Genomic DNA, 25,252 nt, shown 5'->3' with positions numbered 1-25,252 from the left:
AAGAGGCTGGGACAGAACGAAATTAGTGCTTTCCAAATCCGAACAATTGAATTTATAGAATCAATTTCATCAATCGTCTTTCTTTGAGAAAATACGATTCTTTGTTGATGACCATCATATAGAATGGTGTGTGGAGTGTAGGATGGCGACTCCTGCGGGAATAGCTTGAGCTGAAAGCCCCGCAGGAACGTAGTGACGAGGAGATTGAAGCCAAGCCCGCGGAAAGCGCCGTCCGGAACGGAACACAAAACTAAATATACTGAAGAAATATATATTCAAAGTTCGTACCTTTGTACAAAATCCTGATTAAGGGCTTTAATAGATATGAATTAAAAGAAAATCCGAACAAATGTGAAATTTTAAATAGAATTCCACATTATTGTTCGGATTTTTCATTGGCTAAAACTCTTTTGTCCCAGCCCCTTAAAGGATTAATTATTTTCAGTAGTTATTTTACGACCTGTCCAGAAAACTCCAGTAACGACTAGAAGACCACCAATAACCTGAGAAAGAATAAGTTTTTCACCTATAAAGATGACAGCGAAAATGGAAGCAAAAACAGGGATAAAATTAAGATATATGCCAGCACGATTGGCTCCTAATTTAACAACCCCTGTATTCCAGGCAATAAAAGCTACAATAGATGCTAATATACCTGTATATAAAATCGCAAAGATAGAGGTAGCAGACCAATGAATCACCATTGAAGTCGTAAAAGTTTCAAAAATATAAAAGGGTAGTAGCATAATAATGCCGACTGCAATTGAGACAAAAAATGTAGTGTGACCAGGTAACTCCTTAGCATATTGTTTCACTAATAGTGAATATACGCTCCATAAAATAACAGCGATAATAACGATCAAATCGCCTTTATTAAACGAAAAGTGTTGTAGAGCTTTTATAGATCCATTTGAGATAATTGTTATTACACCAATAAAAGATATAACAGTACCAATTATTTGGTTGCGATTTAATTTTTCCTTGAGAAAGAAAAAGGACAGTATATAAATAATTACAGGTGTAAGCATGTTCATAAGAGATGCATTGATCGATGTTGTATAGTGTAATGCAATATATACAAGTGTATTGAAACTCGCAACTCCGGTAAACCCTAGAACTAAAACAATTGCCCAATGCTTTTTGATTTGTGGCCATTCTCGTTTTAGTGCAGTATAAATAATGGGTAGAAAGACGATTAAAGCTACACACCATCTAAAAAAGGCTAATGTAAATGGAGGTAAATCATTAGCAACCGCTCTCCCAATTACGAAATTACCACCCCATAATATCGTTGCTATTATAAGTAACACAACTGGAGGAATTCTATTCATATGTAAGACCTCAATTCTAAAATATTATTTATAACGAAAAGTTCATAAATTATAGCTTGCTTTAAAAGCAGAATTTACAATTGATAAAATATTGGCTATATACCAAGAAAATGTAGCACAATAGGGATACTAAAAATACTAATAATAGTTGTTACAAATGTAGTGAACGATACTAAATCTGGCTCTGTATCAAATTGTAAAGCCAACATCGTCGTATTTGCGGCTGCAGGCATAGCAGCTTGAATAATTAGGACAGATTTTATCAAATCACTAAGCGGCATGAACCATAGGATTGCGGTAGCAACTAGCGGCGAAATAATAATTCGAATAAAACTAACAGATGTTACAAAACGATATTGAACTCGAGTTTTAGAAATTGCTGCAAGTTGCATTCCTAATACAAGCATGACAAGTGGGATTGAGGCATCTGCGACCAAATCAACGCCATTCATAATTGCTTCAGGAACATGTACTTGAATAAGTTGGAGTACTATACCGAAAATAGATGCATATAAAACGGGCATTTGAAAAACGTTTTTAAGTGCTTGTCTGACAGTGGCTTTTCCTTTCCCACCGATAGCAGCAAAGAAAATACCAAGCGAATTCATGAACAATGAATGCAATACCATGATGATAACCGCTACATGAAAGCCTGGTGAACCAAGAGCAAATAATACAACGGGAGCCCCATAATTTCCACTATTCATAAAGACTGCACCTAGCATCATAGCTGATACTTCAGAACGTTCTGCTTTTAAAAAACGAGCCCAAATCCATGTAATGATAAATAAAAATAAAATCAAAAGGGAAGCAAACAAACATATGTATAAATAATCCATTGTCAGTGCAGTTGTATAAAATGTTCGAAATGCTAAAAATGGAGACATTAAATACAAAGATACTTTTGAAATCGTTCTAATATCAAAATTGATGAGCTTTTGTCCGATATAACCGATTAAAAAAACGATTAATACAGGTAAAATGATTAAAAATAAGTCCAATAATTTCACCTCTTTCAGTTTTCTTCTCTTATTATTTCATGTTAAGAAAGAATAACAAGTAGTTTTATAAGAAAAATGAATAATTAATAGATTTTATGAGGAAAAATACAAAAAGAGGCTGCCTCATAAGTATAAAGCTTACGATACAGCCTTTTTCAATGTATGTGCATCCTTTGAATGCGAAAAACGTCAATAAATTTGTGCTATGAAATTGGATAGAAGATTTTACTTCCAATTTTCTTGGATGAACTTATCTCTACCAGATGCAGCTCGATCCTGTTTATAATGTTCTGGATTCTTTTTATAAAAATCTTGATGGTAATCTTCTGCTGGGTAAAAAGTTGTTGCAGCTTTTATCTCTGTAACAATCGGTTTTTTAAAACGACCGCTATTGGCTAAGTCTTGTTTAGATTTTTCTGCAACAATCTTTTGTTTATCTGAATGGTAGAAAATTGCAGTTCGATAGTTGCTTCCGCGATCTTGGAATTGCCCAGCATCGTCAGTAGGGTCAATTTGTTGCCAAAATAATTCTAGTAATTTTTCATATGGAAATATGGCTTCATCGAAAATTATTTGGACAACCTCTACATGACCAGTAGTGCCTTTTTTTACATCTTCATATGTAGGGTTTTCTAAATGTCCCCCCATATAACCTGAAGTGACACTGTGTATACCATCCCATTCAACAAATGGTTTTACCATACACCAAAAGCATCCACCAGCAAAAGTAGCAGTTGAAAGAGTTGTTTCTGTCATATTTTGACCTCCTAATTATTTTTTGGTCATTTTACTTGCGTAGAATAGTTTCTACTACTAATATGTAGTGTACACGATAACTTCTTTAAAAAAAAGAAGTGGTGAAAGGAGAAATTCATATGGACGATAAACGTCATACACATGTCCGTAAGAAAAAAAGAAAGTTAAGAAAAGGTCGTGCTTTTTTAACTATATTTATACTGCTGGCTATTATAGCTGGAGTTTATTCATATAACCAATATAAAGAAGGACAAAAACTTGCATCAAATGCTACAAAAAAGGTAGAACAATTTAAAGGAGATGCACAAACAAAGTCGAATATTGAAAATATACTTCTATTAGGTGTAGACTCCCGAGGTGAAGTAAGATCACGCACAGACTCTATGATATTAGTTTCTTGGAACAAAGATACAAACGATGTCAAGATGGTGTCCTTCATGCGAGATATTTATGCAAATATACCTGGTTACCAATCGTATAAGTTAAATACAGCCTATTATTTAGGTGGAGTTCAACTATTAAAGGATACATTAAAAAATACATTTGATGTTGAAATCAATCACTATGCTTTGATTGACTTTAAAAGTTTTGAAAAGTTAGTGGATATCGTTGCTCCAAACGGAGTTAAAGTATACGTAGATCATGATATGTCCGAAAATATAGGGGTTAGCCTTAAAAAAGGTGAACAAAGACTTAACGGGAAAGAATTGTTAGGATTTGCACGTTTCCGTCATGACAATCTAGGGGACTTTGGACGAGTTGATCGTCAACAAAAAGCATTAGAGGCCCTAAAAAAAGAAGCTCTTTCTCCAAAGAATTATAAAAATTACCCGAAACTGTTAGGTGCAGTTCAAGGATATGTACAATCAGATATGACAGACAGTCAAGAATTAGGCTATATGTTTTCAATTATCAAAGGAGGAAGTCCTAACATACAAAGATTAACGATTCCTGTTGAGCATAGCTATGATTATGGATTTTACCCACAAGCAGGGTCTGTACTTGATATTAATGTTGAAAAAAATCAACAAGCATTAGATAAATTTCTTGGTTCCAATCAGTAACAAAAGAGTATAATGGAAATAGTTAGATAGACAGAGAAGATTTTGTGTGTATAAGAGGGGGAAATTCATTGCAACCAGAAAAAAGTTCGTTTTTTAAAACAAGGTTTATCCAGTTTCTGGGTGGCAAAAATTTGTTGTTTGGGTTAGTTACATTATTGTTAGTCGGATGTATTATTTTTATCTATGAAAAAATTTCCTTTATCTTTTATCCTATTGTTGTTTTTTTAAGAACAGTTGTTTTACCAGTTATACTAGCTTTAATTCTGTATTACTTATTAAGACCTGTATTAAATCTATTGATGAAATGGAAAATTCCAAAAATATGGTCGATACTAATAATCTATGTTGCGGGGATTAGTATTATTTCATTGTTTGTGACACTAATATTTCCCTTTTTAAAAGAGCAATTTATGAATTTAATTCAGGAATTTCCGATTTACTTTATGCAAGTAGTTCACTCTATTCAAGATTTTTTAGAGAGTTCTAAACTGAATGATACTTTGGCAAAGTATAATTTTAATCTAAATGAAGTATTAAATAATATTTCAAATCAGTTAAATGATACGGTTAAAGATGGCGCGAAAGAATTAGGAACAGGTATTGCAACCGGAATAACTGGATTTATATCTACTTTAACAGGTATCGTAATTGCTTTAGTTACTGTACCGTTTATATTATTTTATCTTTTAAAAGATGGAGAAAAATTGCCGAATTTTGCAATGAAACTTCTACCACCTCGTATGAGAGAAGGAACTGCATTTGTTTTAAAACAAGCAGACCATCAAATTAGTAGTTACATTCAAGGTCAAATTTTAGTTGCTTTTTGTATTGGCATTATGGTAACGATAGGTTTTTTAATCATTGGATTGGATTACGCTGTTGTTTTAGGTTTCCTTGCTATGGTTACAAGCGTTGTACCATATTTAGGACCAATTATAGCAATTACACCTGCAGCAATTATAGCAATCGTAAATGCACCGTTAATGCTTTTAAAACTTGCAGTAGTTTGGACAATCGTACAATTTGTAGAAGGTAAATTTATTTCTCCACAAATAATGGGGAAATCACTTCATGTTCATCCGATTACTATAATTTTCGTACTATTAACAGCTGGATCTATCTTTGGTGTTCCTGGGGTAATCTTAGGTATTCCGGGTTATGCAGTCTTAAAAGTATTTATAACGCATTTCTTTTACTTATTTAAAAAGCGTTATAACAAGTATACAGATGATGTATCGCTAGAGTACGAGATAGAAGAATGGAAAAAAGAAAAATAGTCTAATAAATACAAAGAGGCAAATTGCCGTCTTCGGACGTCAGTTTGCCTTTTTTTAATTAGAAAATTTAAGTGGTTGCTAATATAGAATGAAAATATCGTTGTAGCTTTCAAGGAAAATAGCCCTGACGATGCTAACTGTGTATCTTACTATTATCTATGTTTGATTCATTATTCTTAGATTTACGTTCTAGTCAGTGACTTCTTGAATATGTATTCAATTTTCTTTATGAAGTTTCAATTTTAGGGAACTAATTCAATATCCAGGAGTTGAAACACCCAAAAAATTGGAAGATTAATATTTACATTTAAGATACACGATTAATATGAAATTAATTTTTGCATATTAAATTGAAATCGATTTGTTTTGTAACGATAAGAAAATACGCTTAAGTCCGTAAATTTAAAATTATTTGATAAATAATAAAAATACAGTTGACTTTATAAATATCCAACAATATAATAATAACATCATATACAAGAGGTGAGCGCAATGCAGGTTGGAATAATAGGAGCAACAGGATATGGTGGTCTTGAATTACTAAGGCTTTTGTATAATCATTCGAAGGTAGAAACAATTCATCTTTTCTCGTCATCAGAAGATGGTATTCCTTTTTCGAATAAATATACACATCTCCGAAAAATAATTGATCAGCCCATACAAAAAATTGAACCTGAAGCATTGCGAAAATTGGATGTTATTTTTACTAGTACGCCATCTGGAGTTTCTAGTAAGTTAATTCCAGAAATACTTAATGAAAAAGTAAAAGTAATCGATTTATCAGGGGATTTTCGAATCAAGAACACTGAAGATTATGAAAAATGGTATAAGCTACCTTCAGCTCCTTTGCATATTATTGAAAAAAGTGTTTATGGTCTTACTGAATGGAATGAAAAACAAATTGAAAATGCTAATTTAATTGCTAATCCAGGATGTTATCCAACGGCAGTCTTATTATCATTATTACCACTACTGAAAGATAACTTAATAGATTCTAAAAGTTTAATAATAGATGCGAAAAGTGGAATAAGTGGTGGTGGAAATAAACCAAATGCCAACAACCACTTTTGTGAAACAAACGATAATACATCAATATACAAGATCAATCAGCATCAACATATTCCAGAGATTGAACAGGCTATGGCAATGTTTGCTGAAAAAAATAATCCAATCACTTTTTCTACACATTTAGTACCTATGAATCGTGGAATTATGGCAACTAGCTATGCAAATTTACAAGTTGGTGTTACAAAAGAAGATTTATATAACAGTCTTTATAATAAATATGAAAAGCATCCATTTGTACGAGTAATCGAAAACACTACAAAAATAAATACTAGCCAAGTTCGCGGAACAAACTATTGCGATATACATATAAATGTAGACGAACGTACAGGTAGGGTAACTATTATCTCAGTAATTGATAATTTAGTAAAAGGTGCAGCAGGTCAAGCAATTCAGAATATGAATGTAATGTTTGGTTATGAGATTACAACAGGATTAACACAAATTCCAATTTGGATATAAAGGGAGAGAGTATGTTGACAGTTACAGATATATTAAAAAGAAGTGCAAGTCATAATATTATTTCACCAAAAGGATTTAAAGCAGCAGGGATTCATTGTGGCCTTAAACACAAAAAGAAAGATATGGCATTGTTAGTCAGTGAAGTTCCAGCAAATGTGGCAGGTGTTTTCACAACGAATGTCATCAAGGCTGCTCCGTTATTACTTTCAAAAGACATTGTTCACAGCACTGGTAAAATGCAAGCAATCATCGTTAACTCTGGAAACGCAAATGCATGTACTGGTACTCAAGGTGCAGAAGACGCTTATACAATGCAGAAATTGACAGCTGAAAAGTTAAATATACCACAGAGTTTGGTAGGTGTATGTTCAACAGGTGTTATTGGTGAATTAATGCCAATGGATACTGTGAAAAAGGGAATTGAAACAATTAACCCCGGTACAGAATTGGAAGATGCACTTGATTTTTCACAAGCAATTTTAACAACGGATACTGTCACAAAACATACTGCTTACAGCATTAAAATTGATGATAAAGAGGTAATTATTGCAGGAGTTGCTAAAGGATCAGGTATGATTAAACCAAATATGGCAACAATGCTAGCGTATATCACAACTGATGCCAATATTAGTCATGAAACTCTCCAAGCACTATTAGCAGATACTACAGAAAAAACATTTAATGCGATTACAGTTGATGGAGATACATCTACAAACGATACAGTACTTGTCCTAGCAAATGGATTGGCAGAAAATAATGAATTAACACCAGATCATCCGGATTGGAATGTCTTTACGGAAGCTTTTAAATCTGCCTGCGAAGACCTATCTAAAATGATTGCAAAAGACGGAGAAGGTGCAACTAAACTAATTGAAGTAAATGTATCAGGCGCAAAAGATGATAAAGAGGCATTACAGATTGCAAAAACTGTAGTTGGTTCTTCACTAGTTAAAACAGCAGTCTTTGGTTGTGATGCAAACTGGGGAAGAGTTATTTGCGCAGTTGGATATAGTGGAATGACCGTTAAACCGGAAAATATTAAAATTCAAATTGGTTCAACACTTGTTGTGGAATCCGGAGAACCAATTGTATTTTCTGAAGAAGAAATAACGGAATATTTAAAACAAAATGAAGTGAAAATTTTAGTCGATATGGGAATTGGAGAAGGTAAAGGAACTGCATGGGGGTGTGATTTAACGTATGACTATGTCCAAATCAATGCCACATATAGATCATAAAACTATAGTGATAAAACTTGGTGGAAGTATACTAGGCGACTTAAACAGCTCATTTTTTGAGAAAGTCCAAAAGTATATAAAAAGTGGCTATCAAGTTGTTATAGTACATGGTGGTGGACCTGCTATTAATGCTAGCTTAGAGAAAAACAATATAGCATATAAGAAGGTTAATGGAATTCGTTTTACATCTAAAGAGGCAGTCAAAATCGTACAACATGCCCTTATCGAAGAAGTAAATCCTTACCTTACAAAGCAGCTAAATTCTGCAGGTATCTCATCCATTGGGTTAAATGGCATAGATAGTTCTATTTTTGAGAGCGATTTTCTTGATCAATCAGTTTATGGCTATGTTGGTGAAATTCAAAAAGTACATTTGTCTACGATTCAACAATATTTTGATGCAGGTAAAGTACCAGTCATTGCTTGTTTTGGTGCCACAAAAGATGGGATTCCACTAAATATAAATGGAGATACAGTAGCTAGCGATATAGCATTGGCGATTAAAGCAGATGCATTATTGTTAGTAACAGATACACCTGGCATTAGGATTAATAATGAGGTTCAACAAGAAGTAAACCCAGAGATTATTAGAAATTGGATTGAAACAAAGGATATATATGGTGGTATGATTCCGAAAGTTCAAGCAGCGATTGCATGTTTAGAAGAAGGAATTCCAGCTATACATATCGTCGATCAAAAGTTTCAAGGCACTAAAATTACAAAAGAAGGGGTGTTATTATGAGCGCACTATTCGGCAATTATAAAACTAGACCAATTCAAATTGTAAAGGGTAAAGGTACAACAGTTTGGGATGAAAATGGTAAATCCTATTTAGACTTTACAAGCGGAATCGCAGTATTAAGCTTAGGACACGCAAATCCAATATTGGTAGATACGATTAAGCATCAAAGTGAATTACTTTGGCACACTTCTAACCTCTTTGAAAATAAGTATCAAGAGAAATTAGCAGAGAAATTAGTCAAAGATACACATTTATCACATGCTTTCTTCTGTAATAGTGGTACGGAGGCAAATGAAGCAGCCATAAAATTAGCTAGAAAACATACTGGAAAGCATAAAATTATTACTTGCTTACATTCATTTCATGGTAGAACTTTTGGTTCCATGTCTGCAACTGGTCAAGAAAAAGTGCACAAAGGTTTTGGACCTATTGTCGAAAAATTTGAGTACATACCATTTAATGATGTAGATAGCTTACTGGAAAAAGTTGACGATGAGACAGCAGCTATTATGTTAGAAGTCGTACAAGGCGAAGGTGGCGTTCATGTAATTACACCTGAATTCGCACAAGCAATTCAAAAAATCTGTGATGAAAAAGGAATTTTATGTATCGTCGATGAAGTTCAAACGGGAATTGGTCGTACGGGTACAGCTTATGCTTATGAACAGACTGCATTAAAGCCTGATATTGTAACATTAGCAAAAGGTTTAGCTGGTGGTTTTCCAATTGGTGCTATGTTAGGAACCGCCGAATTATATGAAAGCTTTGGTCCGGGTACTCATGGTACTACGTTTGGTGGTAATCCATTAGCAATGGCAGTTGCGACAGCAGTTATTGAGGAAATTTTCACAAAAGCGTTTTTAAAAACTGTAACAGATAAATCGCAATATTTTAAAGAAAAATTGCAAGCGGCGTTACCTGCTTCTGTTGAAATAAGAGGGATGGGCCTCTTACTCGGAATAACTTGTGATAGCTCTTCAAAATTGGTTGAAATAACTGACAAAAATGGTTTACTACTTGTACCTGCAGGAGAAGATGTTGTCCGCTTACTTCCACCATTAACAGTAAGTTATGATGAAATAGATCAGGCTGTTGAAATATTACAAGCAGCAATTCCTGTAACTACAACAGTGAAATAACATCTGTGAATTAAAGCGCTCAGAGAATCGCCATTCACATGCAAATAACCTCTTTTAATTGTACTTCTTATAAAGAAATGGAACGGGTACCATTTCTATTATAGGAAGTACTTTTTTATGTTAAAAGTTGAATGGATAAAGATTGGAATTTAAGAGAAACTTTGTTTGTATTTTGCAGGTTCTTATAAAAATATTTGTATGATTTAGTATGTGCATCAAATTTTGTAGAATCAATCGATTAGGATTTTTTACTTTATTATCGTTTTATCTTGATCATTTCCAACATATATTAGAAGACGTTGAGATTATAGGAGGTGTTTTGTTGCTTCTGTTTCTTATCTTATTCACTAGTATTTGTCTTACCTATGCACTAATAAAAAAACGGTTCATTTTTCTTACCTTTCCTGTGGTTGCACTAATTATTTTAATGATAGTCAAGATAATTCTGGTACCGCTTCCTTTAAAGGAAACGTTTCAATTTATTTTTGATTTGAGATAGATTAATAGAAAGGTGGTCCGTATGAAAAAGATTGATAAAGAAGTTGCTGATGCTTATTTCCGTGAGAAAAATAGGTACATGTTTGTTTATTTTGCTCTTTGGTTTCTTGTGTCTTATGTTATGGTAGCGTTTGCAGACTCACTAACTGAAATTCAGTTTTTGGGATTCCCATTCCACTATTTTATGGGGGCATTTGGAGCGTTATTTACTTTCATTGTTTTACTGTTTGTAAATGCGATTGTCGGGGACAAAATTGATAAAAAATATGGGATTGATGATGAACGAAATAAAGAAATAGGTTCAAAAAACATGATAGATCACTAATGGAAGGAGGCTGAATATGGATAGTCAATTTTTAGTATCACTGGTGATTATACTATGTACATTTGCTTTATATATTGGAATAGCGGTATTTAATACTGCTAAGCAAACATCTGATTTTTATGTTGCTGGTCGTGGAGTACCTCCTATTTTTAATGGGATGGCGATTGGGGCAGACTGGATGAGTGCAGCATCCTTTATCGGAATGGCTGGTACTATCATGTTACTTGGCTATGATGGATTAGCCTATATTATGGGATGGACTGGCGGTTATTTATTTTTAACAATATTACTTGCACCTCAGCTTCGTAAATTTGGTCGCTTTACTGTACCTGAATTTATCGGAGACCGTTTTAATAGTAAGGCAGCGCTAATAATTGCTGCTATATGTACAATTATTATAAGCTTCACGTATTCAATTGGGCAGCTATCAGGTTCTGGTGTAGTAATCGGACGTCTCTTTGAAATTGATGCTAAAATAGGAACACTGATCGGCGTTGTGTTAATTGCATTTTATGCTGCATTCGGTGGGATGAAAGGCATTACTTGGACACAAGTTGCACAATACGTTATTTTAATAATCGCATATTTAGTACCTGTTATTTTTATGTCATTACAATTAACTAGTAATCCTATACCGTGGATATCCTATGGTGAAATTGTAACAAAAATGGGGGAACTAGACCGAGAACTTGGAATCTCTGAATATTTTGCACCATTCACAAATGGAACTAAATGGCAGTTTTTAGCACTCATGTTTACATTAATGTGTGGTACAGCTGGACTTCCACATGTTATTGTACGTTTTTATACTGTAGGTACTATGAAGGCGGCTCGTTGGTCAGGCGCTTGGGCATTAGTTTTTATCGGACTTTTATATTTTAGTGCACCAGCTTATGCAGCCTTTGCTCGTTTTATTTTATTAACGGAAGTTGCTGGTAAAAAGATTGCTGAATTACCTTCGTGGACCCAATCATGGATTGATACAGGAAAATTAGGGATAGCCGATACGAATGGTGATGGCATACTTCAATGGGCTGAACTTACAATTGCTAACGATATTGTCGTAATGGCTACACCTGAAATTGCAAATCTAGGTATCTTTGTTATTGGACTAGTGGCTGCAGGTGCAATGGCAGCTGCACTATCTACAGCTGGTGGCTTAATGATTTCTATTTCTTCGTCGTTTGCACATGATATTTATTACCGCATTATCAATCCACAAGCATCTGAACGAAAACGTCTACTTATAGGTCGTATTTCAATTGTTGTTGCAACACTACTAGCTGGTCTTATTGCATTAAACCCACCTGGTGCCATTACCCAAATTGTTGCATGGGCATTTGCAATTGCTACCGGTACTTTCTTCCCTGCACTCGTATTAGGCGTCTGGTGGAAGCGGGCTAATGCAAAAGGAACTATGGCTGGCATGCTTGTCGGTTTAGCTGTGACACTTCTTTACATTTTTAGTGCAAAGTATGGTGGCTTTACGATATTAGGCATTATCGATACAGGCGCTGGTATTTTCGGGGCGATAGCTGCCTTCGCTACTAATTTAATTGTGTCACTCTCAACACGTGCACCTTCACAAGAACTTCAGGACGCGGTTATAAACCTACGCTATCCAGAAAAGATGATTTATAAAGACGGTGAAGTTTATTTAAATGAAGGCTCATCGAAGGATATAAAGAATTAAGAGGGGGAGCAGTTTACCCCCTTTTTTTATGGAATCAAAGTATTGGGGTTTTAGTTAATGAAAAGCTCCACTGGTTAAGCTTAAACAACAAAAAAGTTCAAACTTGTCAAGAAACAAATTTGAACTTTGAAATATAACTCAAAATTTATACGCCAACTTCAACTTTTGAAAGCTTTCCCAGACGTTCTACAGCCTCTTTAAGTAAAGATTCTTCTTGAACTAATGCTAGACGGACATAATTTTTACCGGCATCTCCAAATATTGAACCTGGAACCATTACAACGCCTGTTTTTTCAATTGCATGATATACAAAATCGATGTCGTTCATCTCTTGATTAGGATATTTTGCAAAAACAAACATTCCACCTTCTGATGGTGTAACATTCCAACCAATACTCTCTAAACCTTCGACTAAAATATGGTGACGTTTTGTAAACACAGAACGTAAACGATCAGTGATTTCTTCAGCATGATCTAAAGCTACACATGCAGCATCTTGAATCGGTTGGTAAGTACCATAGTCAAGGTTCGATTTTAGTTCTTGTATAATCGAAATCATTTCAGCATTACCAGCAATATAAGCAATACGTGCTCCTGCTAAACTAAAACTTTTAGAAAGAGAATTGATTTCCATGCCAATTTCTTTTGCGCCAGGTGTAGATAAGAAACTCATAGGCTTGCCACCATCAAAATAGAATTCTGAGTATGCAGCGTCGTGAAGTACTATTATATTGTATTTTCTTGCAAATGCTACAACTTTAGCGAAAAATACTTCAGATGGCATTGCAGGTACAGGGTTACCAGGTAAATTTAAAATCATCATTTTTGCTTTTTCAGCAATTTCAACTGGAATCGCATCAAAGTCTGGTAAAAAAGAATTTTCTTCTAACAAAGGCATATAATAAGGAATTGCTTCTGCTAGGTGAATACCGGCATCATAGGCTACATAGGCGGGATTTGTTGTTAAAACATAATCTCCCGGGTTACAAAAGGCCATTGGTACATGAACTAAACCTTCTTGAGAACCCATAGTTTGAATAATTTCTGATTCGGGATCTAAATCTACATTACTACGACGTTTATAATAATTTGCAACAGCTTGGTAGAATTTTTTCGTTCCGCCCAAAGTATAACCGTAAGAACTTGCTAATGCTGCTTGATTAGAAAGTTCCATACGTACTTTTTCATCGGGGGGGAGGTCTGGGCTACCGAGACTTAAATCGATTAACTTAGTACCAGAAGCTGCTTTACGATTGGCGGCCGCTTTTAAATCTCCGAATATTGCTTTTGGAAACATAGCCATTTTTTTTGATCTTTCGATTTTCACTAGTAAGCACTCCTTAGTTAAAACTTAAATTTAACAATTATTTTATCATAGTTATCTATTATATAACAGTAAAAATTAGAAAAATTAAAAAACATAATCCGCATACAAAAACATATCCAGGAAGAATAGTCAAACTTAGTAGGTAATATAATAGATTTAATCTAAATATGTATAAAGAGTCTATTTCAAAATCCTCCTTAGTTTAAAAATGGATACTGATTGTAACCTACATTCATGTGGCTTTTTTTCAATTTTCATACTAAATTCTCCATAATTATCATAAGCTAGGAATAAGTGGTTCTTTTTCTTTAAAGTTGCTTAAGTTTCTGTTTTTCTTGTATTTTCTGAAAAGTTTGCAATATCAGCATTTCCATGTTAGGATTACATTAATTGTATAGATCTTATCAAGAGAAGCTGAGGGAAATGGCCCTATGAAGCTTCAGCAACCTCTGCTCTGCAGAAAGGTGCTAAGTCCTACAAGACAACTGTCTTGGAAGATAAGAAAACTGAGCGGAATTTAAACCTCTTTTCTTATCATAGAAAAGGGGTTTTATTTTTTATCACTCAATTACATTAAGCTAGTTCCTACATCAATTCCACCTATATAACCTAACAAACTAGTGTTAGGTTGAGAGAAGTAATTGTAGGAATTTAAGTTAGTGATTTCAATTGTCAAATTATGAATAATCTTCTCAATCGAAAGTGATTAAAGATATTCAAAAAGGAGAGTTACAAATGCCAATTAATATTCCTAAAGATTTACCTGCTACAGAACTGTTAAAAAAAGAAAAAATATTCGTAATGGATGAAGATCGATCTAGAAGTCAAAATATTCGTCCTTTAAATATAGCTATATTAAATTTGATGCCACAAAAAGAAAAAACAGAATTACAACTTCTTAGACTTTTAGGTAATACACCTTTACAAACAAACGTAACATTTCTAAATACTGCAACACATGAATCAAAAAATGTAAGTAAATCTCATTTAGAAACTTTCTATACTACTTATGAAGAGGTTAAACATCGTCGTTTTGATGGACTGATCATTACTGGTGCCCCAATTGAGCTTATGGAATTTGAAGATGTTGATTTTTGGGAAGAAATAAAGCAAATAATGGATTGGTCAAAAACAAATGTAACATCTGTTTTACATATTTGTTGGGGAGCACAAGCAGCCCTTTATCATCATTTTGGAATTGGAAAATTCCCGTTACCTGAAAAGTGTTCAGGAGTTTTTAACCATACAGTAAAAGATTCAACTGTAAAATTATTAAGAGGGTTTAATGACGTGTTCACAGCACCACATTCACGTAATACTTCGGTTTCATTAGAAGAAGTCGAAGCGCATCCTGAATTATCAGTGTTATCCTCTTCTGATGAAGCTGGCCTTTTTATAGCTATTTCAAAAGATGAAAGATTAATAATGGTAACTGGCCATTTAGAATATGATGCTTGTACATTGAAAGATGAGTATGAAAGAGATGTCGCAAAAGGTTTAGACATCCCTATACCTAAACATTATTTTCCAAATGACGATCCAACGAAGAGGCCTTTGAATGTTTGGCGTTCACATACACATCTACTATTTTCAAATTGGTTAAACTATTATGTATACCAAGAAACACCATATGAATGGGAGTGAACAGACCGTTGTAAGCAAACGAATGCTTGCAACGGTATTTTTTATGAGAGAAAGGATTTGATATACTAATGTTAATGAAATATTAGAAATGAGGAAGTACAATGTTTAAAACAATCGGGGTTTTAGCACATGTCGATGCTGGTAAAACGACATTTTCCGAACAGTTGTTATTTCATACAAATAGTATAAAAACTAGAGGCTACGTAGATCATAAAGACGCTTTTTTGGATTACAATGCGATAGAAAAGGAAAGAGGAATAACTGTTTTTGCGGAACAAGGTAGATTTATAAAAAATGGAGATACTTATACAATTATCGATACGCCTGGACATATAGACTTTTCTCCTGAAATGGAAAGGGCTATAAAAGTAATGGATTATGCAATAGTCATAGTAAGCGCTGTTGATGGAGTAGAAGGCCATACAGAAACAATTTGGCAACTCCTCAAAAAACACGAAATTCCTACTTTTCTATTTATCAATAAAATTGATCAAGAAGCTGCAAATGTTCCTAAAGTACTTAAAGAATTGCAACAAGAATTAGATCAAAATATTCTTCCAATTACTAACTGCTTAACAAATCAAACTCTATCAGAATCAGTTATTGAATTTATCGCTGAACATGATGATGAATTATTAGAAAAATATTTGGAACAAAATATTGATATGCAACTTTTTTTATCAACATTTCGACGCTTGATACAAAATAGAGAAGTATTTCCTTGTGCATATGGTTCCGCCTTAAAAGATATCGGTATAGTAGAATTTTTAGATCAAATTTCTATTTTAACGGAAACAACATATAATATAGAGCGCCCTTTTACTTCAAGAATATTTAAAATTAGACATGATAATAATAGGCAACGAATTACATTTATGAAGGCGTTAACAGGTACATTAAAAGTGCGTGATGAACTGAAGTTTGGAGAGAATACAGAAAAAGTAACAGAAATTCGATTATATAATGGCAACCAATATGAAGTTGTAAAAGAAGTAAAAGCTGGTGAAATATTTGCTGTTACTGGAATTTCTAGTGCTGCTATTGGAGATATAATTGGGGAGGAAGTTACCGATTATGGTCTATCAGTTAATATAATCCCAACATTACAATCGAAAGTAGTAAATGAAGGTAATGAAAATATAAAGGATGTATTAGCTTATTTTCAATTATTGGATGAAGAGGATCCTTCTTTACATGTAATTTGGAATGAGAGATTCCAAGAAATCCATTTACATGTTATGGGGATTATTCAGTTAGAGGTATTAACTGAAGTTGTTAAAAATCGATTTGGTTTACATATATATTTTGAAAAACCTCAAATATTATATAAGGAAACAATAGCATCAAAAGTAATTGGATATGGTCATTTTGAACCTCTAAAACATTACGCTGAGGTGCATCTTCTAATGGAGCCAACTGAAAGAGGAGCAGGTATAATATTTGAAAATGCCTGTCAAGCAGATGACTTATCTGATGGTCACCAAAGATTAGTGAAACAACATATTTTTGAAAAAGAGCACCATGGTTTATTAACTGGTTTTCCTATTACAGATATTAAGTTTACGTTACTGACAGGACGAGCTCATATTAAGCATACAGAAGGTGGCGATTTTAGAGAAGCCACTTTAAGAGCGATTCGACAAGGTCTTGAACAAGTAGAAAATCATTTACTAGAACCATATTATCATTTCAAAATGAAAGCTTCTGCTGAATTTGTTGGGAGAATGATGACGGATATTCAAAAATTGCATGGTGAATTTGAGCCTCCAATAATGACTAAAGAAAAAGTACTGATCAATGGTAAGGGACCTGTATCAACGTTTATGGATTACAACTCAACATTTTCATCTTATACGAATGGAAAAGGTGTATTAAATTTGACGTTTAGTGGCTATGATCAATGCCATAATCCAGATGAAGTAATTGAAATGATTAATTATGATAAGAATAGTGATCCTGAATACACATCTTCAAGTATATTTTGCTCGAAAGGTAAAGGATATACAGTTCCTTGGGCCGAAGCAGAAGTAGCAATGCATTGCTTAAAAAAATGATATTGTGTGGGAAGAATCTAATAATTGGCCTTCAAGATTTGAGGAGATAGATGAACTATACAATTTTTTGAGCAACAAATCTAGCACCTCAGTTATTGTCTATGACGAATGTAATAACTGAAATTTATTAATAAGTTTGATTAAGTACGTATATTATTATATTTGCTTATTAGATTACAACGCTGTAATCCAAATAAATAATAAAAAACACAGCATAATTAAATGCTGTGTTTTTTATTATGGGCGTAGTGGGGGTCGAACCCACAACCCCCTGATTAAGAGTCAGGTGCGCTAGCCAATTGCGCCATACGCCCGTTTGCTTTATGACATAAATTATCTTAACGCTATATTCTAATAATGTCAAGCGGAAAATTATAGTTTCTTAAAGAGATTAAATACCGAGTAGATCATTCCTTATAAAGATAAAAATAATTCAGAGATAAAAAAGAACCATCACAATATTGTGATGGTTCTTTTAAAATGATGGGCATAGTGGGGGTCGAACCCACAACCCCCTGATTAAGAGTCAGGTGCGCTAGCCAATTGCGCCATATGCCCATTTTGTAATAACAAAATATATTATAATACTATATCGTAATAATGTCAAGGGTATCCATTCATTTTTAATTAATATTGTCGAAATTTGCTTAAAAAATATTTTGTGGAAATAGAGGTTAAAAACAGAATATTTAGAATATATATTATACAGAAATGTATAGCCACAATTGAATGAATGTTCATTCATAATGGTCATTTCTACATTTAAAAAGAATGGGGGATAGAAATGGATGCGTTCAAAGTTTTAGGTAAAGAATTGTCAAAACTTAAAGAAAACAAAGGGGTGTTGTTTTCAGTAATCGGTGTCTTGTTGATACCACTAGTTTATGCAGCAATTTTGTTATCTGCCAAATGGGGACCTTATGATCATCTTGACAATCTTCCAGTTGCATTTGTAAATAATGATGCTGGAGCCGTATCCGATGGCAAAGAAATTAATGCGGGAAATGAACTAGTAGCAGAACTAAAGGAAAGCAAAGCTTTGGGATGGAGCTTTGTAACGATGGAAGAAGCAAAAAAAGGTATGAAAGATCAAAAGTATTATATGATGATTGAAGTACCTGAGGACTTTTCTCAAAAAGTAACGACTGTTTTAGATGAAAATCCTCAAATACCTGAGTTGAGATATGTTCAAAATGAGGGGCTCAACTTCATGGCTGCACAAGTCACAAAAAGTGCTGTAGAAAAAATTCGAGAGCAATTAGGTAACAAAATAACAGCAACATATACTAGTACGATTTTTGCTAAACTTGGTGACATTTCAAATGGATTTACAACGGGTGCAGATGGCTCAAAGAAAATCTCAAAAGGAACAAAGACGCTTTCTGACGGTACTCAAAAACTATTAGACTCATTAAATGAAAAAAATAGTGATATTAAGACACTTGCGGATGGCTCTAGTAAAGCTGCAGCAGGTTCACAACAACTTTTAGTTTCTCTTCAAAATGGACAAGGAAATATTAACAAATTAGCTGCAGGTTCGAAACAAGTAGCAAACGGTATTGGGACTTTAAAGTCAGGTTCACAACAGGTATTAAATGGACTAAAATCAGCTAAAGCTGGTAGTAGCTCTTTGACAAATGGTTTAGAAAAACAATTAAAACCTGGTGTAGCCCAATTAAATGGTGGTATTCAAAAAGTAACAGAAACAACACCTCAATTAGTTTCAGGCTCTCAAAATTTAACCAATGGAATGAAAGCGTTTTTATCCAAACATCCAGAATTAGCCCAAGATATCGAATTTATGACACTTGTTGGTACAAGTGATGCTATTACTAAAGGATTAACACAATTCACTCAACAAATCCAACCATTAAAAACAGGTGCAAATTCTTTAGCGACTGGCGTAAATCAGTTAGCAGCAGGCTCAAAACAATTAGATTCTGGTCTTAACCAGTTGATTACAGGGCAAACGTCTGCAATTGGGGGGATAAATAAACTACAATCAGGTGCTACTCAGGTGGCAAATGGTAATGCAAGTTTATCTTCTAATTGGGCGAAACTCTCATCATCTGTTGCAACATTAAATGGAGGTTTAAAACAAATTAGTGTTGGTAATCAACAGGTATCTACAGGATGGGGGACAATCACAACTGGTGTAAACAGTTTGAATAAAGGAGCTACTAAACTTCAATCTGGAAGTCAAGAATTAACAGACGGACTATCAGATGGAGCGAAACAAGTGAGCAGTATTAAAGCAACTGATAATACAATTGCAATGTTCTCAAATCCAGTGAGTTTAAAGGGAGAAAAAGAAAATGCATATGAATACTACCGTGATTCAACAGCACCTTATATTCTTTCTTTAGCGCTATTTGTCGGTTTACTTGTTTTAACATTTGTAACCGATTTCAAACGCCCAGCAATTTTACCTGGTTCTGGATTAAGTTGGTTTGTAAGCAAATGGCTAAAATTAGGTATTTTAGCAGTTGCCCAAGGTGTCTTAGTATCACTATTTGCCTTGTTGTTCTTAAAACTTCAAGTAGCAAGTGCGGGTCAATTTATACTATTTAGTATTTTTGTCAGTGTAACATTTATGACAATTATTTTCTTCTTAGTTTCGATAGCTGGCAATTTTGGACGTTTTGTTGCATTTGCATTTATCGTCCTTCAATTGACGATTACAGGTTCCAACCTACCGATTCCTATGCTTCCAGAGAATTTAAGATCATTAAGTCAATATTTGCCTTTAACGTATTCAAATGAAGGCTTCAAATCAATTATTTCTTTAGGAGATGCTTCATTGTTAGTCCAAAATACGTTAACATTATTAATCTATCTGATTGTTTTCTCAGTTTTAACATTAGCTGTATTATTATTTAGTTATAAATCGCTTTCTAACAAAATGTCTAAAAATGATCCTCAAGCAGAAGAATTTGTTGCTTAATAAAAATATTAATTTTTGGAGAGTATTTCATTTCCAATTAGGATGGTGGAAGCTTGACTCTACCACCGAAGGAGTAAGGTCTTTCCCGTAGGTTTGCTACTTATGGGAAGGACCTTTTCAATTTTATTAAAAGCATCCTTCTTACATTATTTACATTTTTAAAAGAAAGTGTATAATAATTTCTAATATTCAAAACAATTTTAACTAAAGTAATTAAACATTTACTCATATAGAATCTCAAAGAATATTAAATAGCATTTAAAATATTCATAATTTGTGGTTGAAATAGACTCAATACTAAAAAGGGGAGATTTATATTGGAAATTATTGATAAAACTATACAAGTGGAAAATAAACCTTCTATTACGTATACACATTATCAATCGGGATCAGACAAGATGTGCTTTATGTTTTCAGGAACCGGTTATACATATGATTCACCAGCGCTTTATTATGCAACATTGCTATTATTAGAGAAAAAATACGATATCATTCAGATCCATTATTCATCCATCGATGATTTACTTCGTTTGCCTCTAGAAGAAATACCAGAACTAATATTCCAGATGGTGAACCCTGTTATTGAAGAAGTTACATCGAATCATCAGTACTCAGAATATGTATTTATAGGGAAATCTATTGGGACAATGCCAATTGTATTAGAATATATGAACCAAGAACGTTTTAATGATTCTAAATGGATAATACTTACGCCTTCTTTGAAAATAGATAGAATGGCTTACTCTTTGTTAAACAGTAAACAAATTGCTTATATTGCGATTGGTGATGCAGATCCGCATTTTAATTTTGCCGCAATTGAAAAGCTAAAACAAAAGCAATTTCAGTTAGATATATTTCCTAAAGCAAATCATTCTTTAAATATTGATGGAAATGTATCAGCGTCTATTAAAGTAATAGAGAGGATACTGAATAAGATAGACGAATTACTATAAAATAGGAAGGTGGTTGAATCATGAAACTTATTTTGTTATTTGGCCCACAGGCAGTTGGTAAGATGACTGTTGGACAAGAACTAGAGAAAACGACAGATTTGAAATTATTTCATAATCATATGACTATTGATTTACTCGAACCGCTATTTGGTTTTAGTTCAGAAATGTGGCGATTAACGCACCTTTTCAGAGAAGAAGTTTTTAAATCTTTTTCGAAAAGTGACCAATACGGAATGATATTCACTTTTATTTGGGCATTTAATCTACAAGAAGATTGGGATATTACAGAGAATATTTGTAGGATTTTCTCTGAAAATAATGCAGATATATACTTTGTTGAATTGGAAGCAGATATGAATGTTCGACTTGAAAGAAATCGTACACAGAACAGACTTCAACATAAACTGACTAAAAGAAATATTGCTCAATCTGAAGAGCATTTAGTCAATAGTATGAATGACTACAGGATGAACTCAAACGAGGGTGAAATAAAGGAAAAAAATTATATAAAGATTAACAATACAAATTTAACTGCAACACAAGTTGCTCAAATTATAAAGGAAAAATTCGAACTATAAGAATGTAATTTAATTAAACCACATAAAATGGGTTTTATTTCATTGTGATTGGAGGTTAATGAGTTGATCGTCAGACAAGCGGAAGAAAAAGATGCTAAGCAATTTTTGGAACTACTATGTGAAATTGATGCTTCGAATAATATGTTATTTAATCCTGGCGAAAGAAAAACAACTGTTGAACAACAAAGAAAGATAATCCAGGATTTCAAGAATGATCCGCGATCGGCATTTTTGGTTGCTGAAAACGAAGGTAATTTCAAAATTTTTAAATGAAAAGTAAAGGAATCGAAGAGCTTGAAAAATGAAAATGAATTATTAAAGATTGTTCAAAATGATGAATGGATGTTAAATATACTAAAATTGGTTGAGAAACTAAACCTTCCTGATTGTTGGGTTTGCGCAGGATTTATCCCGCATTAACGGGCAGTAAGAACCTACATTAAGAGTGAGCTAAAAAGAAAAAGTGGTCGGGTATAACTGCCCGTAAAAGCCCGATTGGTTCAACTAACCATCAGGGGGGGATAAGGCCCCCACTGATGGAAGTTTCACTTTATCCGTAGTAAGATATGGGATACTTTACATGGCTATTCAGAAAGAACACCATTAAATGATATAGATATAATATACTACGATGATAGGAATGTATCAGAAAAAGAAGAGAAAAGAATAGAAGAATTGCTTTACAAGATAGCTCCAGAAGAACCTTGGTCTGTAAAAAATCTGGCGAGAATGCATAAGAAAAATCATGTTCAACCGTACAAATCTACTCTTGACGGGAGTGCACACTTTCCAGAAATACCAACAGCAATTGGAATCAGACTCAACAAAGGGGAGCTTGAGATCATAGCTCCTTATGGATTAGCTGCTTTATTTTCTAAAAAGGTAGAACCGACGCCATACTTTAAGCAATTTGAAAGATTATATAATATTTATCTACAGAGATTAAAAACGAAGAATTGGAAACAAAAATGGCCAAGATTACAGATTATAAAGGAATAACGGTCTTTTTTATAATACATTCAAATTACAAGGTTTTAATGCAGTTACTAAAGCATTAGAATCTTTTTTTTATAAAATATTATACTTATTAAGTTAGTATGAATTAACTATTGTAACTCAGATAATGTCATAATATAATAAAAACCAATTAGTTTACTAAGGTAAAGAATGAGGTGAGAAAATGGTTCAAATGGTTATTACAGGTTTACTATGTGGTGCAGCATTGGGATTTGTTTTACAGAGGGGTAGGTTCTGTTTAACAGGTGGATTCCGAGATATGTACTTAACGAAAAATAATCGGATGTTTTATGCATTGTTATTGGCAATTGCGATTCAAAGTGTCGGGGTTTATGCACTTATCCAATTTGGATTGTTACAATATGAAGCTGGTACTTTTTCTTGGGTAGCAATTGTAATAGGATCATTTATCTTTGGTATTGGAATTGTGCTTGCTGGAGGTTGTGCAACTGGTACTTGGTATCGAGCTGCTGAAGGGTTAATAGGAAGCTGGATTGCACTTATATTTTATATGTTAACAAGTGCAATGATGAAGTCTGGTGTCTTACTACCATTAAATGAAAAATTGTCTTCTGTACAAGTACATAATAATTCAATTCCAAAAACTTTTGGAGTGAATGTCTGGGTATTTATTGCAATATTAGTGATTATCGTTGCAGTTATTATGTTCAAAGAAGCTAGAAAACCAAAATTGGTTATTCCGTCACTTAAACCAAAGAAATCAGGAATCGCACATTTACTATTCGAAAGACGTTGGCACCCATATTTCACAGCAAGTATTGTGGGGATTATTGCCATTATTGCTTGGCCATTAAGTGAAGCAACTGGTCGTAATTCCGGACTAGGGATTACAACGCCTTCAGCTAATATTTTGCAATATTTAGTGAGTGGTGATAAGTCTATTCTTAACTGGGGCGTATTCTTAGTATTAGGAATCTTTGTTGGATCGTTTATAGCTGCTAAAGGTAGCAATGAATTCCGTTTACGAGTACCAGAAGTTAAAACAATTGTATCTAGTGTATGTGGTGGTAGTTTAATGGGTTTAGGTGCAAGTTTAGCTGGAGGGTGCACAATTGGTAACGGATTAGTAAGTACTGCAATGATGACATGGCAAGGTTGGATTGCACTAGCTTTTATGATTTTAGGTGCTTGGACAGCTACTTACTTTGTTTTTGTTAGACCTAGAGTTAAAAAACAAGTTGTTGCTAAACAAGCAGTTACACCAGCATCAGCAAATTAGGAGGAATATCAAATGACAAAAGTTTTAGAAACAATGGGGCAAGTATGTCCGTTTCCATTAATTGAAGCGAAAAATGCGATGGAGGAACTTCAATCAGGTGAAGATCTAGTGATTAACTTTGATTGTACGCAAGCAACAGAAAGTATACCAAGATGGGCTGCTGAAGAAGGTCATAAAGTTACAAATTACGAACAACTAAGTGAAGCTTCTTGGACAATTACAGTGCAAAAGAAATAAAGAGGTTATTACTAAATAGCATAGACAATGTCACCTTTTATAGGGACATTGTCTTTTTTTATGGATATAACTAAAAAGGTTGTGTCCATTCGAAATAGTTTAGCAAGATAACTATAGAAAAACAACATAATAGAGAAGAAATCACTAATCGATTTTTCATAAGGACTGGGTAAATTCGTTTCCACACTATAGTAACGCCCTGTATTAAAACAAAATAGAAGAATAGTTCTGGAAATGCTAAAAAGATTGTAAAATCACCAATACCCATAATGATTTCTATTAAAATTAATAATCCAAATGTAGATAATTGTAAAGTATAATAGCGTAGATTCAAATTAAGATTATAAAATAGCAATTTTATTCTTTTCATATAAAACCCCCTAATAAATAATTGTTGCTATAATATACGAACGAATTTTGGTTTAGTTTCAAATAATAGGTTTTTATTATAGAGCAAAAGAAAAAGAACATCATTAAATGATGTTCTTTCTTCTTTATGGGCGTAGTGGGGGTCGAACCCACAACCCCCTGATTAAGAGTCAGGTGCGCTAGCCAATTGCGCCATACGCCCGTTTGCCTTACGACATAAATTATCTTAACGCTATATTCTTATAATGTCAAGAGGGGAAGTAGGAAATATGTAGATTTATTTATTCTATTGAATATG

The 25,252-nt window shown here is 33.6% G+C and carries 21 protein-coding genes, 3 tRNA genes and 1 riboswitch; of the genes, 17 read left to right on the top strand and 7 right to left on the bottom strand.

Features of this window, described 5'->3' with window-relative positions:
* Nucleotides 1-431: 431 nt before the first annotated feature.
* The 3 genes from CW357_RS09275 to msrA form a co-directional block, all read right to left on the bottom strand.
* Nucleotides 432-1,331, bottom strand: coding sequence for a DMT family transporter (locus CW357_RS09275; RefSeq protein WP_124217872.1), 900 nt, complete (start codon nucleotides 1,329-1,331; stop codon nucleotides 432-434).
* A 95-nt stretch (nucleotides 1,332-1,426) separates the two neighbouring features.
* Nucleotides 1,427-2,341: an AEC family transporter gene (locus tag CW357_RS09270; protein WP_367269472.1), complete on the bottom strand. Its 915-nt coding sequence runs from the start codon at nucleotides 2,339-2,341 to the stop codon at nucleotides 1,427-1,429.
* A 216-nt stretch (nucleotides 2,342-2,557) separates the two neighbouring features.
* The gene (gene msrA, locus CW357_RS09265) at nucleotides 2,558-3,088 is read right to left on the bottom strand and encodes a peptide-methionine (S)-S-oxide reductase MsrA (RefSeq protein WP_124217871.1); all 531 of its coding nucleotides are present in this window, start codon (nucleotides 3,086-3,088) and stop codon (nucleotides 2,558-2,560) included.
* Nucleotides 3,089-3,207: 119 nt separating this feature from the next.
* On the opposite strand from msrA, the gene CW357_RS09260 reads away from it, so the two are divergent.
* The 8 genes from CW357_RS09260 to CW357_RS09220 all read left to right on the top strand — a co-directional run bounded on the left by CW357_RS09260 (nucleotide 3,208) and on the right by CW357_RS09220 (nucleotide 12,591).
* A complete protein-coding gene (locus CW357_RS09260; protein ID WP_124217870.1) occupies nucleotides 3,208-4,152 on the top strand; it encodes an LCP family protein in 945 nt (314 codons plus the stop codon).
* Nucleotides 4,153-4,220: 68 nt separating this feature from the next.
* Nucleotides 4,221-5,429, top strand: coding sequence for an AI-2E family transporter (locus CW357_RS09255; RefSeq protein ID WP_199670705.1), 1,209 nt, complete (start codon nucleotides 4,221-4,223; stop codon nucleotides 5,427-5,429).
* A 492-nt stretch (nucleotides 5,430-5,921) separates the two neighbouring features.
* Entirely contained in the window at nucleotides 5,922-6,956 is a 1,035-nt protein-coding gene (gene argC, locus CW357_RS09250; RefSeq protein ID WP_206426815.1) for an N-acetyl-gamma-glutamyl-phosphate reductase, read from the top strand.
* A 14-nt stretch (nucleotides 6,957-6,970) separates the two neighbouring features.
* Nucleotides 6,971-8,194, top strand: a complete 1,224-nt coding sequence (argJ, locus tag CW357_RS09245) for a bifunctional glutamate N-acetyltransferase/amino-acid acetyltransferase ArgJ (protein WP_119415648.1) — start codon at nucleotides 6,971-6,973, stop codon at nucleotides 8,192-8,194.
* A complete protein-coding gene (gene argB, locus CW357_RS09240) occupies nucleotides 8,157-8,936 on the top strand; it encodes an acetylglutamate kinase (RefSeq protein ID WP_119415647.1) in 780 nt (259 codons plus the stop codon). The genes argJ and argB overlap by 38 nt, the downstream gene beginning before the upstream one ends.
* On the top strand, nucleotides 8,933-10,075 hold the full coding sequence (locus CW357_RS09235; RefSeq protein WP_124217868.1) for an acetylornithine transaminase: 1,143 nt from the start codon (nucleotides 8,933-8,935) through the stop codon (nucleotides 10,073-10,075). The genes argB and CW357_RS09235 overlap by 4 nt, the downstream gene beginning before the upstream one ends.
* A 520-nt stretch (nucleotides 10,076-10,595) precedes the next feature.
* Entirely contained in the window at nucleotides 10,596-10,898 is a 303-nt protein-coding gene (locus CW357_RS09225) for a DUF4212 domain-containing protein (RefSeq protein ID WP_119415644.1), read from the top strand.
* A gap of 16 nt (nucleotides 10,899-10,914) precedes the next feature.
* Entirely contained in the window at nucleotides 10,915-12,591 is a 1,677-nt protein-coding gene (locus CW357_RS09220) for a sodium:solute symporter family protein (RefSeq protein WP_124217867.1), read from the top strand.
* A 145-nt stretch (nucleotides 12,592-12,736) separates the two neighbouring features.
* Here the strand turns inward: CW357_RS09220 and CW357_RS09215 are convergent, their stop codons facing one another.
* Nucleotides 12,737-13,918 (bottom strand): aminotransferase class I/II-fold pyridoxal phosphate-dependent enzyme, encoded by a 1,182-nt coding sequence (locus tag CW357_RS09215; protein ID WP_124217866.1) that lies wholly within the window; start codon nucleotides 13,916-13,918, stop codon nucleotides 12,737-12,739.
* A 398-nt stretch (nucleotides 13,919-14,316) separates the two neighbouring features.
* A riboswitch (SAM riboswitch) is annotated at nucleotides 14,317-14,422 on the top strand.
* A 231-nt stretch (nucleotides 14,423-14,653) separates the two neighbouring features.
* Here CW357_RS09215 and metA point away from each other — a divergent pair.
* Both metA and CW357_RS09205 read left to right on the top strand, forming a co-directional pair.
* Nucleotides 14,654-15,562: a homoserine O-acetyltransferase MetA gene (metA, locus tag CW357_RS09210; RefSeq protein WP_119416872.1), complete on the top strand. Its 909-nt coding sequence runs from the start codon at nucleotides 14,654-14,656 to the stop codon at nucleotides 15,560-15,562.
* A gap of 101 nt (nucleotides 15,563-15,663) precedes the next feature.
* Nucleotides 15,664-17,616 carry an elongation factor G gene (locus CW357_RS09205; RefSeq protein ID WP_124217865.1) on the top strand — a complete coding sequence of 651 codons (1,953 nt, stop codon included), beginning with the start codon at nucleotides 15,664-15,666 and terminating at the stop codon, nucleotides 17,614-17,616.
* 240 nt (nucleotides 17,617-17,856) lie between these two features.
* On the opposite strand, the gene CW357_RS09200 is transcribed toward CW357_RS09205, so the two are convergent.
* Both CW357_RS09200 and CW357_RS09195 read right to left on the bottom strand, forming a co-directional pair.
* Nucleotides 17,857-17,930, bottom strand: a tRNA-Lys gene (locus tag CW357_RS09200).
* A 170-nt stretch (nucleotides 17,931-18,100) separates the two neighbouring features.
* A tRNA-Lys gene (locus CW357_RS09195) sits at nucleotides 18,101-18,174 on the bottom strand.
* Nucleotides 18,175-18,400: 226 nt separating this feature from the next.
* On the opposite strand from CW357_RS09195, the gene CW357_RS09190 reads away from it, so the two are divergent.
* From CW357_RS09190 to CW357_RS09160, 7 genes are all read left to right on the top strand, one after another.
* Complete coding sequence (locus CW357_RS09190; protein WP_124217864.1) at nucleotides 18,401-20,560, top strand: YhgE/Pip family protein; 2,160 nt, start codon at nucleotides 18,401-18,403, stop codon at nucleotides 20,558-20,560.
* Between the two features lie 317 nt (nucleotides 20,561-20,877).
* Nucleotides 20,878-21,513, top strand: coding sequence for an alpha/beta hydrolase family protein (locus tag CW357_RS09185; RefSeq protein ID WP_124217863.1), 636 nt, complete (start codon nucleotides 20,878-20,880; stop codon nucleotides 21,511-21,513).
* 20 nt (nucleotides 21,514-21,533) lie between these two features.
* Nucleotides 21,534-22,091, top strand: coding sequence for an AAA family ATPase (locus tag CW357_RS09180; RefSeq protein WP_119416867.1), 558 nt, complete (start codon nucleotides 21,534-21,536; stop codon nucleotides 22,089-22,091).
* Nucleotides 22,092-22,154: 63 nt separating this feature from the next.
* The gene (locus CW357_RS09175; protein WP_124217862.1) at nucleotides 22,155-22,364 is read left to right on the top strand and encodes a hypothetical protein; all 210 of its coding nucleotides are present in this window, start codon (nucleotides 22,155-22,157) and stop codon (nucleotides 22,362-22,364) included.
* A gap of 279 nt (nucleotides 22,365-22,643) precedes the next feature.
* Entirely contained in the window at nucleotides 22,644-23,090 is a 447-nt protein-coding gene (locus tag CW357_RS09170; protein WP_124217861.1) for a nucleotidyltransferase family protein, read from the top strand.
* A 181-nt stretch (nucleotides 23,091-23,271) separates the two neighbouring features.
* Nucleotides 23,272-24,348, top strand: a complete 1,077-nt coding sequence (locus CW357_RS09165) for a YeeE/YedE family protein (RefSeq protein ID WP_119416864.1) — start codon at nucleotides 23,272-23,274, stop codon at nucleotides 24,346-24,348.
* Nucleotides 24,349-24,360: 12 nt separating this feature from the next.
* Nucleotides 24,361-24,585: a sulfurtransferase TusA family protein gene (locus CW357_RS09160; RefSeq protein WP_119416863.1), complete on the top strand. Its 225-nt coding sequence runs from the start codon at nucleotides 24,361-24,363 to the stop codon at nucleotides 24,583-24,585.
* Nucleotides 24,586-25,082: 497 nt separating this feature from the next.
* On the opposite strand, the gene CW357_RS09155 is transcribed toward CW357_RS09160, so the two are convergent.
* A tRNA-Lys gene (locus tag CW357_RS09155) sits at nucleotides 25,083-25,156 on the bottom strand.
* Between the last annotated feature and the right edge of the window lie 96 nt (nucleotides 25,157-25,252).

Origin of the sequence: Rummeliibacillus sp. TYF005 (assembly GCF_003844195.1) — a bacterium.
Taxonomy (GTDB): Bacteria; Bacillota; Bacilli; order Bacillales_A; family Planococcaceae; genus Rummeliibacillus.
Note: the sequence above shows the minus strand (reverse complement) of the source record. Positions and strands in the feature narration are given on the sequence as shown.